Source organism: Solibacillus sp. FSL K6-4121, from assembly GCF_038002585.1.
GTDB classification, from domain to species: Bacteria; Bacillota; Bacilli; order Bacillales_A; family Planococcaceae; genus Solibacillus; species Solibacillus faecavium.
Genome location: NZ_JBBOCS010000002.1, coordinates 30,111 through 47,463, shown reverse-complemented (window position 1 = coordinate 47,463; position 17,353 = coordinate 30,111). Strand labels below are relative to the sequence as shown.

At 38.7% G+C, this 17,353-nt stretch carries 17 protein-coding genes and 1 riboswitch; of the genes, 4 read left to right on the top strand and 13 right to left on the bottom strand.

What is annotated here, in order from left to right; all coding sequences use genetic code 11:
* From MHH95_RS09640 to MHH95_RS09615, 6 genes are all read right to left on the bottom strand, one after another.
* On the bottom strand, positions 1 to 543 hold the full coding sequence (locus MHH95_RS09640) for a bifunctional adenosylcobinamide kinase/adenosylcobinamide-phosphate guanylyltransferase (protein ID WP_340727358.1): 543 nt from the start codon (positions 541 to 543) through the stop codon (positions 1 to 3).
* Between the two features lie 63 nt (positions 544 to 606).
* Positions 607 to 1,560 (bottom strand): ABC transporter substrate-binding protein, encoded by a 954-nt coding sequence (locus MHH95_RS09635; RefSeq protein WP_340727357.1) that lies wholly within the window; start codon positions 1,558 to 1,560, stop codon positions 607 to 609.
* A complete protein-coding gene (locus MHH95_RS09630) occupies positions 1,547 to 2,107 on the bottom strand; it encodes a hypothetical protein (RefSeq protein ID WP_340727356.1) in 561 nt (186 codons plus the stop codon). The genes MHH95_RS09635 and MHH95_RS09630 overlap by 14 nt, the downstream gene beginning before the upstream one ends.
* A gap of 159 nt (positions 2,108 to 2,266) precedes the next feature.
* A riboswitch (cobalamin riboswitch) is annotated at positions 2,267 to 2,448 on the bottom strand.
* A gap of 52 nt (positions 2,449 to 2,500) precedes the next feature.
* The gene (locus tag MHH95_RS09625) at positions 2,501 to 2,911 is read right to left on the bottom strand and encodes a Fur family transcriptional regulator (RefSeq protein WP_191702513.1); all 411 of its coding nucleotides are present in this window, start codon (positions 2,909 to 2,911) and stop codon (positions 2,501 to 2,503) included.
* Positions 2,908 to 3,774, bottom strand: coding sequence for a metal ABC transporter permease (locus MHH95_RS09620; RefSeq protein ID WP_340727355.1), 867 nt, complete (start codon positions 3,772 to 3,774; stop codon positions 2,908 to 2,910). Before MHH95_RS09620 ends, MHH95_RS09625 begins: the two co-directional genes overlap by 4 nt.
* A gap of 16 nt (positions 3,775 to 3,790) precedes the next feature.
* Positions 3,791 to 4,537: a metal ABC transporter ATP-binding protein gene (locus MHH95_RS09615; RefSeq protein WP_191702511.1), complete on the bottom strand. Its 747-nt coding sequence runs from the start codon at positions 4,535 to 4,537 to the stop codon at positions 3,791 to 3,793.
* Positions 4,538 to 4,647: 110 nt separating this feature from the next.
* Here MHH95_RS09615 and MHH95_RS09610 point away from each other — a divergent pair, with 110 nt between their 5' ends.
* Positions 4,648 to 4,881: an isopropylmalate synthase gene (locus MHH95_RS09610; RefSeq protein ID WP_340727354.1), complete on the top strand. Its 234-nt coding sequence runs from the start codon at positions 4,648 to 4,650 to the stop codon at positions 4,879 to 4,881.
* 124 nt (positions 4,882 to 5,005) lie between these two features.
* Here the strand turns inward: MHH95_RS09610 and MHH95_RS09605 are convergent, their stop codons facing one another.
* The 5 genes from MHH95_RS09605 to MHH95_RS09585 all read right to left on the bottom strand — a co-directional run bounded on the left by MHH95_RS09605 (position 5,006) and on the right by MHH95_RS09585 (position 11,825).
* Positions 5,006 to 7,213, bottom strand: a complete 2,208-nt coding sequence (locus tag MHH95_RS09605; RefSeq protein ID WP_340727353.1) for a leucine-rich repeat protein — start codon at positions 7,211 to 7,213, stop codon at positions 5,006 to 5,008.
* Between the two features lie 134 nt (positions 7,214 to 7,347).
* Positions 7,348 to 7,980 carry a pyroglutamyl-peptidase I gene (locus MHH95_RS09600; RefSeq protein WP_340727352.1) on the bottom strand — a complete coding sequence of 211 codons (633 nt, stop codon included), beginning with the start codon at positions 7,978 to 7,980 and terminating at the stop codon, positions 7,348 to 7,350.
* Between the two features lie 13 nt (positions 7,981 to 7,993).
* Positions 7,994 to 9,412, bottom strand: a complete 1,419-nt coding sequence (gene dacB, locus MHH95_RS09595; RefSeq protein WP_191698270.1) for a D-alanyl-D-alanine carboxypeptidase/D-alanyl-D-alanine endopeptidase — start codon at positions 9,410 to 9,412, stop codon at positions 7,994 to 7,996.
* A 123-nt stretch (positions 9,413 to 9,535) separates the two neighbouring features.
* Positions 9,536 to 10,423: a deoxyribonuclease IV gene (locus tag MHH95_RS09590; protein ID WP_340727351.1), complete on the bottom strand. Its 888-nt coding sequence runs from the start codon at positions 10,421 to 10,423 to the stop codon at positions 9,536 to 9,538.
* Between the two features lie 85 nt (positions 10,424 to 10,508).
* Positions 10,509 to 11,825 (bottom strand): DEAD/DEAH box helicase, encoded by a 1,317-nt coding sequence (locus MHH95_RS09585; RefSeq protein ID WP_191698272.1) that lies wholly within the window; start codon positions 11,823 to 11,825, stop codon positions 10,509 to 10,511.
* 308 nt (positions 11,826 to 12,133) lie between these two features.
* On the opposite strand from MHH95_RS09585, the gene vrrA reads away from it, so the two are divergent.
* Positions 12,134 to 12,712: a VrrA/YqfQ family protein gene (gene vrrA / locus MHH95_RS09580; protein WP_340727350.1), complete on the top strand. Its 579-nt coding sequence runs from the start codon at positions 12,134 to 12,136 to the stop codon at positions 12,710 to 12,712.
* 116 nt (positions 12,713 to 12,828) lie between these two features.
* Here the strand turns inward: vrrA and MHH95_RS09575 are convergent, their stop codons facing one another.
* Both MHH95_RS09575 and MHH95_RS09570 read right to left on the bottom strand, forming a co-directional pair.
* A complete protein-coding gene (locus MHH95_RS09575) occupies positions 12,829 to 13,701 on the bottom strand; it encodes an SDR family oxidoreductase (protein ID WP_340727349.1) in 873 nt (290 codons plus the stop codon).
* Between the two features lie 123 nt (positions 13,702 to 13,824).
* Positions 13,825 to 14,103, bottom strand: a complete 279-nt coding sequence (locus MHH95_RS09570; protein WP_191698275.1) for a DUF1450 domain-containing protein — start codon at positions 14,101 to 14,103, stop codon at positions 13,825 to 13,827.
* A 213-nt stretch (positions 14,104 to 14,316) separates the two neighbouring features.
* Between MHH95_RS09570 and MHH95_RS09565 the strand changes: the two genes are divergently transcribed.
* Positions 14,317 to 15,285 carry a 4-hydroxy-3-methylbut-2-enyl diphosphate reductase gene (locus tag MHH95_RS09565; RefSeq protein ID WP_340727348.1) on the top strand — a complete coding sequence of 323 codons (969 nt, stop codon included), beginning with the start codon at positions 14,317 to 14,319 and terminating at the stop codon, positions 15,283 to 15,285.
* A 143-nt stretch (positions 15,286 to 15,428) separates the two neighbouring features.
* Positions 15,429 to 17,243 carry a dihydroorotate dehydrogenase gene (locus MHH95_RS09560; protein ID WP_340727347.1) on the top strand — a complete coding sequence of 605 codons (1,815 nt, stop codon included), beginning with the start codon at positions 15,429 to 15,431 and terminating at the stop codon, positions 17,241 to 17,243.
* Positions 17,244 to 17,353 lie beyond the last annotated feature (110 nt).

The following is a 17,353-nucleotide window of genomic DNA, read 5'->3' as shown; positions in this document are numbered from 1 at the left end:
TTATTTCCATTGCTGTACAAGCTGATATTGTACTTCATATGCTTCATCACTATGTTGGACAATCCACTGATGAAGTTCTCCCAACAGTTTACGATATAAATTTACCTCATCATAATGTGAAGGCAATTCGTCTAACACTTCATTTGATACAACTATTATTGTAGCACCTTGCTGATGCCAAGCTAGCAATTGCTTTTGCAGCGATTCAATACAATTATTGATATATTCGCTATTTTTGCCTTCTGCTTCATAGTTGAAAAGTACATTTGAAAGCCAGGTTGTCACACATTCAAAAAGCACGACTGCCTCTTTTGAAAGCTGTTGAATTGTTAAAGGAATCTGTACTTGCATTTCCACCGTGTCCCAGTTAGCGTTTTGGTTTTGACGGTCACGCTGATGGCGGACAATCCGTTTTTTCATTTCATCATCAAATGATACTCCCGTAGCGACATAGTAAAGCAACTTATTTTCGCCTAACTGCCTCGCATAGTTCTCTGCAAAAGCACTTTTCCCGCTGCGTACACCACCTGTTATAAAAATCAATCGTATGCCTCCTTTCCAGTTCAAAAAAACATGCCAACTAAGGCATGTTCTTCTATTCTATAACTATTTAAACAGCTCTGGGTATACTGATTGTGCCATAATTTCAACGGCTTCACCAATACGCGGTCCAGGACGTGACATGATATCTCCGTCCACTAAGTAAACTGCCTGCTCCTTGACTGCTTGTATTTTATTCCAGCCTGTACGTCCTAAAATTTCTTCAACCGCATTTTCCATATAAGTCGCAGGTGAAATAATAATTTCAGGATTGCGAGTAATAACATCCTCTTCTGTCACACTAATCCAACTCGTCTGATCAGCATAGATATTTTCGATATTCGCATAATCCATTATTTCTTGCTGGAAAGTACTGTTGCCGGTTGTCCAAAGATCCGGAGCTGGGGACACTTCATAATACACTTTTTTCTTCGTATCGATTGTTGCTGTTTTTTCTTGTACTGTCTTAATTTGTGCTTTAATATCGGCTACAACTTCTTCACCTTTCTCTTCGATACCCATTACTTCTGACAACTGAATAATATCTGAGTAAACATCATCGAATGTCGTGGCAGAAGCAATAACAAATACTTTCAGACCCGCATCTTCCAGTTGAGCAATTTGTGCTTCCTCCCCAATTGTATATGCCACAACTACATCCGGATCTAACTCCAGAATTCGCTCTGCATTGATGACCGTAGAAGTCGAAACTCGTTCAATTTTTTGTGCTGCTTCCGGATATGTATCAAAGTCTGTTGCACCGATTATTTGCTCACCAACACCCAGTTCAAACAAAATTTCTGTATTGCTTGGCTGTAGTGAAATAATCGTTTCCGGGACTTCATCAAATGTTACCTCAACACCACGGTCATCGACAACTGTATAAGGAGCGCCATCATTTTTGGTTGTAGCTTGCTCCTCATTTTTAACGTCCTTATCTGTTTTTCCCTCATCAGATCCACATGCTGCTAGTAATAACGTTGCTGCTAAAGCAACGACCCATTTGTTATTCAGTTTCATTTGTTGTAACCCCTTTTTTCTTTTTTGTCGGATAGGATTTTGAGATAAATGGAATTTCCTCTTGCTGATGCTGTTGATTCATATAGACTGCCATGACAAAAAATACATTGGCAAGCAGCCCGAGAAAATCAAACAGAATTTCATCCACTTCTCTTTCTTCGCTTACTTTATGTAATGCTCTGTAAGACTTTTTCGCCTCGCTGCGGCAAATATGAAGTCTTGCGGCACTTTCGATTCCTTGTGGCAGGACAAACTGCTGAATCGTTTCCCCAACTTCACTTACATAAAAATCGTATCGATCGCTTAACCATTTTAAATCTTCTGATGTAATGGCTAATTTACCGCGGACCGAACCATTGGCATGGTAGGCTAATGGTTGAATCTTCTTTAAATCTTCAAGCACAATCTGACCTAATACATCATCAACTAATGTTGGAAATACTACGCCGATTCGCGTTGTTAAAGAATCGGTCCGAATCTCGTAGTCCACACAGCTTGATTTTTCCCGCATAAACGGATAGCAGGAATAACGAATATCCTTTTTCATAAAGTTCTCCTCACTTCAAGTAGTACCTCCTCGCAATTATTGAGTGAACGAAAAAAAGCCACCCATAAGAAAATGGATGGCTTCAAAAATCAATAAAAGGGTGCAAAACGCTCATTCGATCAATGATTGCCGTACATTCTCTTTAATTCCGAAGAGGGATGTTACGATAAGAAAAAGATTGGTCTCCTGGCTCTGCGTTTCACTTTACTCACAAGTACCTTCCCGCTATATTAGCAGTGGTATTACACTTATTTTCATCAACGCTTACAGTTACGGATATAGCTTCGGATTTACACCGAATTCCCATTTATGCATCATGCATCTTTTTCCTGCAAATCTATTCAATTTGTCTTTATCACTTTAGCATATAAAAAATTTTATGCAAACTAAATTTTATAAACATTCAGGACATTTGCCGTAAATCTCAAATTTATGCGCTTCTACAGCATACCCCGGCAACTTTTCACCAAGCATTTCCATTGGACAGACGGACAGCTCTTTTACTTTACCGCAATCACGGCAAATAAAATGATGATGATGGTGGTCTGACTCACAATGCATGCGGAAGTTGCGCTCACCGTTTAATTCCGTTTCTTCCAAAATATCAAGCTCAACAAAAGTTGCTAAGTTGCGATAGATTGTATCGAAGCTCATCCCAGGGAAATCCTTTTTCAATACTGACAGCAAATCACGGGCAGTCAAATATTTATCCGTAGCTGCAAACATATCCAAAATCAATTCTCGTTTATCGGTCTTTTTATAGCCGTTTTCCTTTAATATTTCCCACGCGCGCGTTGCATTCACAGTACTTCTTCCCCTTTCGATTTAATCGATACTTTTAGCACAACTTTTTTAATAAATATAACTAACAATAAAATAATGATCGATGTGACAACAATTGTTCCACCAGGTGCTAAGTTTAAGTAAAATGCAGAAATCAATCCAATAATTACTGCCAGTTCTCCAAATACAATGGCCAAAATAATGGCTTCTTTAAATCCACGGGCCAACCGCATTGCAGCAGCTACCGGTAATGTCATTAGGCTTGAGACAAGTAGAATTCCTACGATACGCATACTTGCGGCAATGACTAATGCGACGACAACCATAAACAACAGATGAATCCACTTTGCAGGTAAGCCACTCGCTTTAGCATATTCTTCGTCAAACGATAAAACAAAGAGCTCTTTAAAAAACAGCACTAAAAATAATACGACAACGACTGCAATCGCCATCACTACATACAAATCCTGGCGCGATACAGCGGAAACTGAGCCGAATAAATAACTCATCAGATCTGTATTAAAGCCACTTGCCAATGAAATTAAAATCGCGCTAATTCCGATACCACCTGACATAATAATCGGAATTGCAAGTTCTTCATAATGTTTATACAGTCGACGTAAACGCTCAATCAATATCGAGCCACTTACAGATGCCACAATACCTAGATAAATAGGGTTTAGCAATGCTAGCCCTGCAAATGACTGACTTAAGTAAAGACTTCCGGCAATACCGGCAAGTGTTACATGCGATAATGCATCTGCTATTAATGACAATCGACGAACAACGATGAATACACCAAGAAGTGGTGCAATCACGCCAATAATCAATCCCGAGAAAAAGGCATTTTGTAAAAATTCATAGTTTAATATTGCTTCTATCATAATGGCGGTCTACTCCTTAATGAATCTTTCGAACAGAGTGACCATTCCAGCTAGCGATCTGTTCTTCCGAAATTGTATCAAAATCATTTTTATATCCGTGGAAATGGATCGATTGATTTAGGCATGCTACATGACTGACACGATCCGAAACTGTATCAACATCATGCGTAACTAAAATCATCGTCATATTGTGATGCTTATTCAAGTGTGCAAGCATATCATAGAATGCCTGCACATTTTCGCGGTCAATTCCTACTGTAGGTTCATCTAAAATAAGGAGCTTAGGGTCTGACACTAAAGCACGTGCGATAAAGACGCGCTGCTGTTGGCCACCGGAAAGCTGCCCAATATTACGCTTCAAATATTTTTCCATACCGACATCCTTTAAAGCACCTTTTACTAAAATGTCTGCATCTTTTGGATAGCGTTTAAATAATCCAACTTTTTGAACCAAACCGCTTTTAACAACTTCTTCAACGGTTGCAGGGAAACCGGAATTAAAGGCATTGGACTTTTGCGACACATAGCCAATCCATTCGCGGTGTTTAAAATGGTTCGCTTGTTCGCCAAATAATTTAATTTCTCCAGACATTGGCTTCAATAAACCTAAAATTAATTTTAAAAGTGTCGATTTTCCAGAGCCATTTTGCCCCATTAACGCCAAAAAGTCGCCCTCATGAACACGTAAAGAAATATTTTTCAATGCTTGTGTGTATTCATATTGAAATGAAACATCCTTCAATTCAATTAGTATTTTTTTCATATCATTCGCTTCTTTCTAATTCAAAATCATTACGATTTACATCATGTTAGTATAATAGACTTTTTGGTTCATGTAAAGGAAATAAACTTGAAAGGATGATGACTATCCAAATGTTACAATGGTTTGAAAATCTTAAGAGAATGAATGACCGCCAGCTGCAGAATTTTGCAAAACAGCAAGGGCTTGATTTGACGATTGAAGAAGTACAGAAGCTGCAGAAAGTCTTGAAGCATGCAAATATTAGCTGGGCAATTACCGGGATTCCAAAAGAAGTTCAAAAGAAAATCCACAAAGTGCTTGGGGATAAACGTTATAAAAAATTAATGAAATTAGTCGGTTTGTAATTTAGAGGAATTTATAATCAATTTTCTATTGCCGCTTTTGCTATTGCAAGGCGGCGTTGATTATTTTATTTTTTAAAGCAAAAATCAGCCGTAATACGACTGATTTCTTTTTATATCTAATTGTTTATTTTTCCATTACTTTCAAAGCCTTATCTAGCATCCCAACAAATTGACCGCGTGTAACAGCGCCGTTCGGATTAAATTGGCCGTTACTTCCCCCCACAATATTAAGATCTGCAAGTGCAGCAATATAGTCATACGCCCAGTAGGTACGTGGAACGTCAGGGAATGTTTTTTGCCCACCTGGCGTAAAGTTTGATGCAAGCACCAAAATTTTTGCCATTTGACCGCGTGTCAGTGTATCATTTGGTCGAAATAAACCATCTGCACCGTGAATAACCCCCGCCTGTTGCAGCTTGGAAATGGCCGCATAGTTTGGATGATTCGCAGTTACATCTTTAAAATCCACTGGTGCTGATTTTGATTTTAATTCATACACCTTCTCTAAAATACTTGCCACATGCTTACGTTGCATCGGGTCATTTGGGCGGAATGTACCGTCGGGATATCCGGAAATAATTCCTTTTGCTACAAAATCGGCAATTGTATCCTTCGCCCAGTAATTTTCTGTATCTGAAAATGAACGACTTGATTGAGCAGGCTGATCCGTTGCTGGTTGTTCGATTTTTGGATCGTCTTTTTCTTTTTCGTCATTAACCGGTGCCTCAGCTTCACCTTCATAAACAACCCGCTCTTGTCCCTTCCAAGTCACATATAACGTCGTAGGTTTAGTAATGACCGTATCCCAATTCGACCAAATTTCTGTAAAATTCTTATCCGTATATAATTGATCTACTTTTTCCATCACTTTATAGTAATCAGTTCGGTAATTTCTACTTGTCGCCGTATACGACAAAATTTTCGTAGCAGATCCTTGTAGTACGATAGCCTGTAGCGGATTATCAATCACTACGTTGAAGGGCAGGTTCTTCACTTCACCCGGTACCTTTAAGACAGTTAGCTTATTGTTCGCAAATGTACCATCACCAATTGTATGGAGAGAAGTTGGCAGTGTTGCTTCTTCTAGCCGATTATACATAAAAGCAAAATCCCCGATTGATTTGACAGTAGAAGGCAAAATTAATTTTCGAAGCTCATTATGAGCAAAAGCCTCAGCTCCAATTGAATTCAACTGTTTCGGTAATTTCAGGTTTGAAATCTGATTGCCTCTGAATACACCTGCCTCAAGATTTTTTACATTGTCGCCAATTGTTACGTTCTTTAGAATATTGTATTCAAACGCATACTTTCCTATTGATGTAACCGTAGATGGTATGGTAACAGCCTCTAATCTATTCTGATGAAAAGCCCCTTTCCCAATACTTTTCAGTTTTGCCGGCAGTTTTAAACTATTTCCCTTATTCGTGATGTAGTTACCCTTAAATGCATAATCTCCAATTACCTCTAAATCACGTGGTAATGTAAAATCACGATTGTTATTGTCATAATATACACCTGATAAGGCATGGTCTCCAATGACACGAACCGTATTCGGAAGTACGACTTCTTTAATAAATGGTCTTGAAAAGTCAAACTCATGACCTAGCAAGCTACTACTATAGGCAAATGCATAGTCGTCAATTTCTGTCACAGGTAGACCATCAATTTGATTTGGAACAATAATCTTTGTTTGCGCTTTTTTAAATGTATGCCCTGTAACACGTATTTCCGGTTTTCCATTATGCGTAAACTTTACATAAAGAAAATTTCCGACTTTTTTACTTTCAGGTTTTTTAAATGACGGCGGCAATGAATAGGTTTTGATCCTATTGCCGCTCACAATATTCCCGCCTATCTTTTTCACCGACTTTGGAATAGCAATACTCGTCAGATTATTATTGGCGAACGCCATATGACCAATCTCTTCCAGTCCTTCCGGCAGGGAAATCTTTTCAATTAAGTGACTGGCAAGTGCTTCATCACCAATTCGCTTAAGTGTTTTAGGTAATTCAATTTCAGTAATGAAGAGATCCTTATAGCCAGGGATATCCCACTCGGAATATGTCCCATCAGAAGCATAATCCGAGCGATCCGTATATAATGCACGATCGATTAGTTCGACAACGGGTAGCCCTTCAATTTTTTCCGGAACTACAATGCGGTTTTTATGATCCGTTAATCCCGTAATATGTACCTCTTGTTTGCCATTTTCAAGTGTAACAATTTTATAGGTTACATCACCAAAAGACTTTTGTTCTGCTGCTTGAACTGGAATTGTCACAACCATCATGATAAGCAAAGTAAATAGCGATGTAAGAAATGTCTTTTTCATCTAATCTCTCCTCTTTTTTATAACTAGCAACGTACAGACGGAAAAAACAAGAAAAAGTTTCAAAATAATTTTTATTGCATGAAAAAAAGCAACAAACATCTGTTGCTTTTCTTGATAGTTGATTTTCGCTTCATTTACAATGCTTTTTCTGCCAAATCTACGTTTTCTGCACATACTTCTAATGCAAGTTCAATGGCAGCTGTCAAATCACGCATCGACCAGCCTGGAATTCGGCCATGCTCGATGGCCAGTTCAAAGGAGGCAGGGATATGAATAAATCCTGTCGCAAGAATCGATTTATTCTTTGCAGCGTGATACAAGCCCTCATACATAATATTATTGCATAGATATGTCCCTGCTGAATTAGAAATCGCTGTTGGGTAACCTGCTTTATTTAAACGATTGACAATTTCGCGAATCGGCAGTGACGAAAAATATGCAACATCCCCTTCTTTCCGAATCGGTGCATCTTCAAATGCATTTCCCGCATTGTCCTTTTCCCCATCTTTTACATTCAGTGCAACACGTTCCGGTGAAATTTTCGTTACTCCTGCCGCTAAACCTAATGAAACAATCATTGTAGGCTTAACTTCTTCTATTAGCGCCAAAAACTGCTCAGGAGCTTTTGCGAAGTCCACAGAAAGTACATGGCCGACAATCTCAAACTGACCGATTGTTTTTCCATTCAGTGCCTGTACAATATCCATTGTAGGGTTGATTGGATTTGATAAAAATGGTTCAAATCCTGTTAATAGTAATTTCTCCATCTCTTCTACCCCTCTACAAGTTTTTAACAAGCGCTGTCATTGTACGATCGATATAGGCATTTCCGTTCGCAGTGTTATGCAATAAAATTGAGAAGATATATTCTTTTCCACTTTGCCCTTTAATATAGCCTGATAATGTGTACACATTTGGGATATATCCAGTCTTCGCATAAATCCGATTTTGTAAATTAGCGCTCGTCAAACGCTTGCGCAATGTCCCTCCGACAAATCGTTCATCGTTACCTGCGATTGGCAATGATCGATAAAACGTATTGAAATAAGGTTCTTTTTGAACTTTAAATAATAATTGGGACAAACTATTTGTCGTCACAAGATTTGAATTGGACAAACCTGAACCATCTACGATACGCCAATTATCTACAGGAATATCCAATGATTCTGCATAGCTCTTTAATAGCGTTACGCCCTTTTTCGTGCTTCCTTCCCCTAGCTGCTCCTTGCCCATCGCTTTTACGAGGATATCTGCAATACTGTTATTGCTCAGCTTCATAAATGCAGGGAAAATCGATGCTAAAGTACGTGATTCATTCGTGTAAAGCAGCTTTGCCTTTTGTGGCACTTTACCTAATTGAACTTTTGAGTCTTTTGAAAACTTAATCCCTGCACTTTGCCATGTCAGTTTAATTGCCTGCATCGTATTTTTTGATGGATCCTGCAGTGTTACCCATTCTTTTTTACTGCTGCCCTGTGGAATGTTTCCGGAAATAATAATGCGATTCGTATTGTAAGACCGTTTAATCGTAAGTGTATTTTTATTGCCTTTTTTAACAGTTCTCGCCTGATTGGAAATCACCATACCACTTAAATTCGGTTCTACTGAATAGCTTGGTTTAGCACCTACTTTTCCAGGTTTTGCTGTAATAATAATTGTACTCGCATCAAAGTCAGCATTTTGAGACATCGTAATAGCTGAAGTTCTGGCACCGAAGTAATACGTCTCATCCGTTTTGTCGACTCCTGGCGGTAATGTACTGCCGGAAAAGGCTGTATCATCACCTATTACATGACCGTTTATAGTCCGTATGCCATTACGCTTCAATATTTTAGCAAACTCCTGAAAACTCTCTTTATTTAATGTCGGATCACCACTGCCTTTTATGTAAACATTGCCGTTCAACGTATTGTTGACAACCTTCCCGTCAATAAATAAATCTGTAGTAAAACGGTAATCTTCCCCTAATATTGATAGTGCTGCACCACCGGAAATCAGTTTCATATTCGATGCTGGGCGCATAAGCTTATCCCCATTTTGAGAATAAACAATTTTCCCACTATCGATATCCCGTATTGTCACCGCTGCATTGCTTTTCCCTAAGTTCGAAGTAACGGCGCTACTGACCGAGGCAAAACTTTGTATAGGTAATGAAAAGAATAATGCAAATAAAATGACGAGTTGTATAACTTTTTTCATAATATACCTCCATTTAATTTTTTGAAATTTACAGTTAATTCATTATAGCAAATAATGTAATAAAAAAATGTAAAAAAACATACTTTGCATCAAATTTATGCAAAGTATGTTCATTAATTCTTATTAATTACGCAATTCATCAATTAATGTTGGGCGGAATTCCCCATCACGCAGCATTGCAATTTCATGTAAATAAGGTGCTTTTTTATTTTTTGCATCAATACCGACAAATGGTGTTTCCAATATTTTAGGTAAATGCATTAGTTGTGGATGATGAACAATATATTTCATTGCATCAAAGCCAATTTCACCAAATCCAATATTTTCATGACGGTCTTTTGCTGCACCGCGCACATTTTTTGAATCATTAATATGGATCACTTTTAAACGATCTAACCCGATTACTTTATCAAATTCATTTAAAACACCGTCAAAATCATTCACTACATCATAACCTGCGTCGTGAATATGACATGTATCCATACAAATTGATAAACGCTCATTATTCGTTACACCGTCTATAATGCGGGCTAATTCTTCAAATGTACGACCGATTTCAGAGCCTTTGCCAGCCATCGTTTCCAATGCGATTTGCACAGGGTAGTCTTGTGTCAGTACTTCGTTCAAGCCTTCTACAATTCGTGCGATACCTTCATCGACACCTGCACCAACATGGGCACCTGGATGTAATACAATTTGTGTCGCTTCTAATGCAGCTGTTCGTTTAATTTCTTCTTGCAGGAAATTTACGCCTAGCTCAAAAGTTTCAGGCTTCGTCGTATTGCCTAAGTTAATAATGTATGGTGCATGCACAACAATATTCGAAATATCATTTTCCTGCATATGAAGTAAGCCCTTCATAATGTTAAGCTCTTCAATTGGCTTGCGGCGCGTATTTTGAGGTGCACCCGTATAAATCATAAATGTATTGGCACCATAGCTTAATGCTTCTTCACTAGCGCCTAATAGCATTTTCTTACCACTCATCGAAACATGTGAACCTAATAACATTACTCTTCCCTCCAAATTTACTGTCCATTAAAAACAAAAGAGACCGCAAAGAAATACATTCTAAGCAGCCCCTTGCGAAAATTATTTATTGTTCTCTATTATTACGACGCGCTTTAATACGGCGTTCGCGCTTCTTCACTTTTTCCATTTCCCACTTCATATTACGTTTATAGCCTGGTTTTACTTTCTTCGGCTTACGTACGAGGGCTTTTGCTTTTACATCGATTTCATCTTGCTTACGCTCAGTCTTACGGTTTGCACGTTGGTGACGGTCTTTTAAGTCAACCCACTCACCATTTTTCACATCTTTTTGCTCAAATGGAATACCCATTTTTTCGATGCGTACTACTGCATCCTCATCTTCAGGCTGGAACAATGTTATGGCTGTCCCTTTTGTACCTGCACGGGCTGTACGGCCCACTCGGTGAATGAAGAATTCTAAATCTTCCGGGATTTCGTAGTTAATAACGTGTGAAATACCTTGAATATCGATACCACGTGCAGCCAAGTCTGTTGCAACGATGTATTGGAATTCTAAATCACGCACTTGTTTCATCATTTTTTTACGATCACGTGGACTTAAATCTCCGTGAATTTGACCGGCACGAATACCTTCTTCAGCTAAGAAGTTTGCTACAGCCTCTGCATTTTTACGTGTGTTACAGAAAATAACAGCTAAAAATGGATTGATTGCTTTCATAACTTCAAGCAGGCGGGTATTACGTGACTTAGAACGCACAGGTACTAATAGGAAGTTAATTCCTTCAGCTACAGGGCGTTTGTCATTCATATGAATATGGATAGGTGCATCCATATATTTTTTTAGGAATGGTTTTAATTTTTCTGGAATGGTTGCGGAGAACACAAACATTTCAAGCTTTTCAGGCATTGCGGAAGCAAATCCGTCAATGTCTTCAATGAATCCCATATCAAATGCTAAATCTGCTTCATCCACTACAAGTATTGGTGCTGTGTGTACAAGCAATGCATTTTCTTTCACTAAATCTTTAATGCGCCCTGGTGTCCCAACAACAATTTGTGGTTGAGTTTTTAGGCGGTCAATAGTACGTTGTTTATCCGTACCTCCGATAAATAACTTCGTTGAAATTTCCGTTCCTTCAACAAGTTGATTTAATGCATCAAAAATTTGTTGGGCTAATTCACGTGTTGGTGAAGTAATTACGGCCTGTACTTCTTGTTTTTCTTCTACAATACGCTCAACAATTGGCAATAAAAAACTATGCGTTTTCCCTGTACCTGTATGAGCTTGTCCAATCGCACTCTTTCCTTTTAGTACGAGTGGAATTATTTCTTTTTGAATTGGTGTCGGTTCTGTAAATCCAAGCTTTGCAATGGCGTCCTGCAAAAATGGCTTGAATTGATAATCAGTATATTTTGACATTTTTCGTACCTCCTTACATCTTTCCTATTGTACCATGTTTCGTACATTTAAGTGACCATCTGCATATCATAACTTATAAATAGTTTCAACGTCAAACAGTTGAGATGAATTTTCTTCATTCAGCATAAATTACTCACACCTTCAATGGGCTAATGAATGCTTGTTTTTGTTAGGCTCTGCAGGTGTCTAAGCCAACCACTGAATGAAGAATGATCCCCGGCGCATGTCACAGATTTTTTTAAGAGGGTTTTTAGTATCTTAAAAAATCTGGCCGCAATAACGCCGAGGCATAATTAATAAACAATTTTATGAGGACTTTAAGAAAGGAGTTCATTATGCGCCCACCCTATTATTTTCCACCTCAAGGTATGATGAATCAAATGCCTGCTGCACCTGTTGCCCCACGTTTCCCAATGTATGCACCGTATATGATGCGGAACCAAATGATGAACCAAATGCCAATGCAAATGCCGCCACAAATACCTATGGATGCTGCCGGTGCTGCTGCCGCGGCTGGTGCTGCTGGTGTTGCTGGTGCTGCAGCAGGTGCACCTAGGCTAGAAGGTTTTTTAGCAGGAGCAAACTCTTTATTTAATAATGCACAAAAGTTCACCCCTTATATTCAGCAAGCTGCTCCAATGTTTAAAAATTTACCGGCTTTATGGCGTATGTACAGAGGTTTCAAAGATTCTCCGGATCCACTTGAATCATCCACTGTTGCTATGCCAACAGAACGTCCTAGAGGAGATACAACACCTGGAGAAAGGTCGCAGAGAGAACGGTCCGGCAGAGGTAGAGGTAGAGGGTCAAGACAAAATCCTGAGCCGGTGCAACCTATAACAACAAAACCTTCCCGACCAATGATATTTCAGCCACCCTTTGACTAACGACAACAAAAAAACTACCCCATATTTGACCAATTAAGGGTGATTCGTCAATTAAGTTAACGAGTCACCTCTAATTCGCATATGGGGTAGTTTGTTATTTCATCATCTATTCTTTTTTAAGAGCTCATTATACTTCCACCGTTTACGTGAATACACTGTCCTGTAATATATGAGCCATCCTGAGATGCCAATAAAACATACGATCCCGCCAGCTCACTCGGTTGACCAGGTCGTTTCAATGGTGTATCTGTACCAAACTCCTCAACTTGGCTTGCATCAAAAGTTGATGGGATTAATGGCGTCCAAATAGGACCTGGGGCAACCATATTCACTCGAATTCCTTTGTCTGCTACATTTTGTGCCAAACTTCTTACAAAGCCTACGATCGCTCCTTTAGTCGCTGTATAATCGATTAAAATAGAATGTCCTCTATATGCATTGACGGATGTCGTACATATAATGGAATCACCTTGCCCTAAATGTGGGAGGGCTTCCTTACTTAAATAAAACATACTATCAATATTTGTACGGAACGTTTTGTCCCATTGCTCTACTGTAATATCCAAAAATGAATCTACCGGATATTGAACGGCTGCATTATTGACAACAATATTAATTTGACCGAATTCATCAATCGCTGACTGAACAAGCTTTTTACTTGTTTCATAGTCTGCAATGTCCCCTTCTACCAAAATCGCTTTAATACCTTCTTTTTCAACAATGCTTTTTGTTTCTTCTGCATCTGATTGTTCTTTTTCCAAATAGTTTATGACAAGGTTTGCACCTTCTTTTGCATAGGCAACTGCTACAGCTCGTCCAATACCTGAGTCTCCACCTGTAATAATTGCTACTTTCCCTTTCAGCTTATCACTACCTGTATAGTCATAAGGCTGCGTTGGTAAGGGATTCATTTCACTTTCGATACCAGGTTGGGATGGTTGTGTTTGAGCGGGTGTACCGCCAACTTGTTTATTTTCAACATTTGTCATGAAAGAAACACTCCTCTAATGAACATTTTTAAATGAAAAAATTTATTAGTGAATACAACTAAATTTAATATTTCATTTACGTAATATTTCTTCCCTGTTGAAATTTTTTAAAACAAGTTGAACTTAATATAGGACTGAGTTTTCTTCCAATTCTTTTTCAACTAAAGCTAGCAATTGCTCAGCATCTTCCGCTTTAATAATGTCGCCATTAACTATGGCAAAAAGATTGGCTTCACAAATTTCACAGTTGGATGTACAGCCCGATTCAGTAATTTCAACATCATCTCTTTCGATCAATACATCATATACATCTGCTGCACCGAGCGATAAATTTGTCATGCAAAACTCTACCTGATTTTTTAACTCTTTCGTTTTGCTACGTTTAAAAAAAGAAAACACCATGTCACTCCCCCGCTTTACATACCATTCATTTCTTTCATTATAGCAAATTCATATAGTATCTGTATCTCCAGCAAGTTCAGGCTTAGCCGCTTTTCTTTACATTTAGACTTCATAATTTGTTGTGAAATAACCGAAATTCAGTAAGCGAACTTTGAATAAAGTATATACGTCCTATATAATGAACTTACAGGGCTTTGAAAGGAGTTACGTTAAATGAAAGTTATTAAAATTAATCCGCGTGGTTACTGCTATGGCGTAGTTGATGCTATGGTAATCGCTCGCAATGCTGCACTTGACACTTCATTACCAAGACCAATCTATATTTTAGGTATGATTGTCCACAATAAACATGTAACAGATGCTTTTGAACAGGATGGTATTATTACGCTTGATGGCGATAACAGAAAAGATATTATAGAGCAAGTGGAAGAAGGAACTGTAATTTTCACGGCACATGGTGTATCACCGGAAATACGTGAAATTGCCAAGCGTAAAGGATTGGTATCGATTGATGCCACATGCCCGGACGTTACGGTTACACATGATTTAATTCGTGAAAAAACAGCAGAAGGTTATGACATTATTTACATCGGCAAAAAAGGACACCCAGAACCAGAAGGCGCTATTGGTGTAGCTCCGGACCGTGTTCACTTAGTCCAATCGATGAAAGATATTGATAGTCTATCATTTAAAAATGAAAAAATTCTCGTTACAAACCAAACGACAATGAGTCAATGGGATGTAGCTTTCCTAATGGATAGTTTAAAAGAAAAATTTCCACATGTAGAAGTACACAAAGAAATTTGTTTAGCGACACAAGTACGTCAAGAAGCAGTAGCTGACCAAGCCGGAGCTTCTGATTTATTAATCGTTGTTGGAGATCCAAAATCAAACAACTCTAACCGTTTAACTCAAGTATCAGTGGAAATAGCAGGTACTCCGTCATACCGTATTTCAGATATTTCAGAGCTTCAAATCGAGTGGTTGGAAAATGTTGAAACAGTTGCGGTTACAGCAGGAGCTTCAACACCGACACCAATCGTAAAAGAAGTCATTGCATTTTTGGAAAAATTCGATAAGAACGACCCAGCGACACACGAAATTGTTCGCTCGGTAACGTTAGATAAAATTTTACCGAAAATCAAAACACCAAAGCCAGTAGAAAAAATTATGCCTCATTAATCAATGGAGAACACAAAAATCGATTATATTGCTTAACGGCGATGTAATCGATTTTTCTTATATACTATTGCATAAAATCCGTTTTCAAATTTACTTTTCTCGTATGGTAAACTGGAAATAAAACGAAAATGGGGTGACTTCAAATGCCAGATTGGTCCTATCATCCTTTAAAAAAGATCGCTTTATCTAAGATAGAAGCGAAAAACAGTAGACAATTCATCCATCATTCTATGCGGACAATCGCTTCTATTCCCGGCGGAAAGCGCCTCATCGAATTTTTAGGTCACAACCGAACTAGCCCGCTTTTGCAGCAACAGGTAAACGGTACTCAGTTTAATTCACCTATTGGTCTTAGCTGTAAATTGGACCCTCAACTTACTGGGGTAACTGCTTTTCAGGAACTCGGTTTAAGTTTTATAGAGATTGGTCCTATTTTAGTTAAAAAGCCTGCACGGCAATTACCACCAAAGTGGCAGGAACAGCAAATCTCCTTTTCCCATACAGAGGAAAAAGTATTATTAAAAAATGCATTGAAACTAGTAATTACTAAAAATATTCATATTCCTCTGTTTGCACGCTTAGACGAAAGCTTAAATAGGCAGGATTTGTATACATGTATAACACAGCTTTCTCCGTATGTAGATGGGTTCTTTCTATATGCGAGTCAGATAGAACAGCTTGATTCGGACATAGAGGCAACTCTCTATCAAATAATTTCAGGGGATTCTGCTAAGACAATCGAGCAAGTCCCGAGAGCAGTTAGTGGATTTATTATCGATGCTCCTATTACAGCTACCGAGGACCGTTATAGTGAACATAGTGACGCTTTCTCTTTAATTCACCAGGCTGTAAAGGATTTAAAAAGTTCCTTTCCTGATTCCCCTATCATAACTAGCGGAGCGGTAGAGTCACCTTCACAGGCACTTAGTATAAAGGAGTCTGGAGCAGATTTAATCATGCTTTCAGAAGGTTATATAAAAGCAGGGCCCGGCTTACCAAAACGGATTCATGAACGGCTACTCTATGAAAAAGAGACCCGTAGCCCATCACAGAACTGGCACTGGTCATTTTTATTTGGACTTGGTATTTTAATTGGAGGTTTCATCGCACTATATTTTGCACTTACGACCGTCATTTTAAATTATGATGAATCTTTCATCGGTTTAACGCACCAACAATTAAATCTCATCAATCCACAGATATTGGCCTTTATGGCACATGATCGAATGTCACTCGCAGGCACAATGATATCCGCAGGAATTCTGTATATGTCGCTTGCCTATTTCGGGATAAGGCGTCAGCTGCACTGGGCTAAAGTAGCTTTTCATAGTGCCGCGATTACTGGATTTTTAGGCATTTTACTATTTATAGGCTATGGGTATTTTGATTGGCTACACGGCCTTTTTTGGCTATTATTGCTGCCGCTCTATATACTGAGCTGGCAGGAAAGCAAAACGGCAAACCGCAGCCCGCGTTCTTGGCATGACACAAATGACCGGATCTGGATGCGCGGTGTTTATGGTCAACTGCTTTTCGTTATGCTCGGCTTTTTATTGTTGACTGGCGGAATCGTTATTTCTTTCATTGGGATTACTAAAGTATTTGTCTCGACTGATATTAGCTTTTTATGTATGCCGGTTGATATGCTGCAATCGATTAGCGACATGTTAATACCAGTAATTGCACATGACCGCGCTGGCTTTGGCAGTGCACTGATCAGTGTGGGCATCCTTGTATTATGTCTATCGCTTTGGGGATTCCGCGCTGGTGAACGCTGGTTATGGTTTACGTATGCTTTCGGTGCCCTTCCCGCCTTTCTAGCAGGTATCGGTACACATTTTGCAATCGGCTATACAACATTCATTCACCTGCTTCCGCTCTATCTATTAGTTGTTATCTATTTAATAGGATTAGTAGTTTCGTATCATTATTTAATGCAGCAGCCGGACAAAAATTAATTCAAAATTAAAAGCAGATCAAATTTTACGGATAAGTAAAGTTTGATCTGCTTTATTGCTATAGCGCGCAAAATAGACGGACAAATTCCGCTTATTTATTAATTTAACGA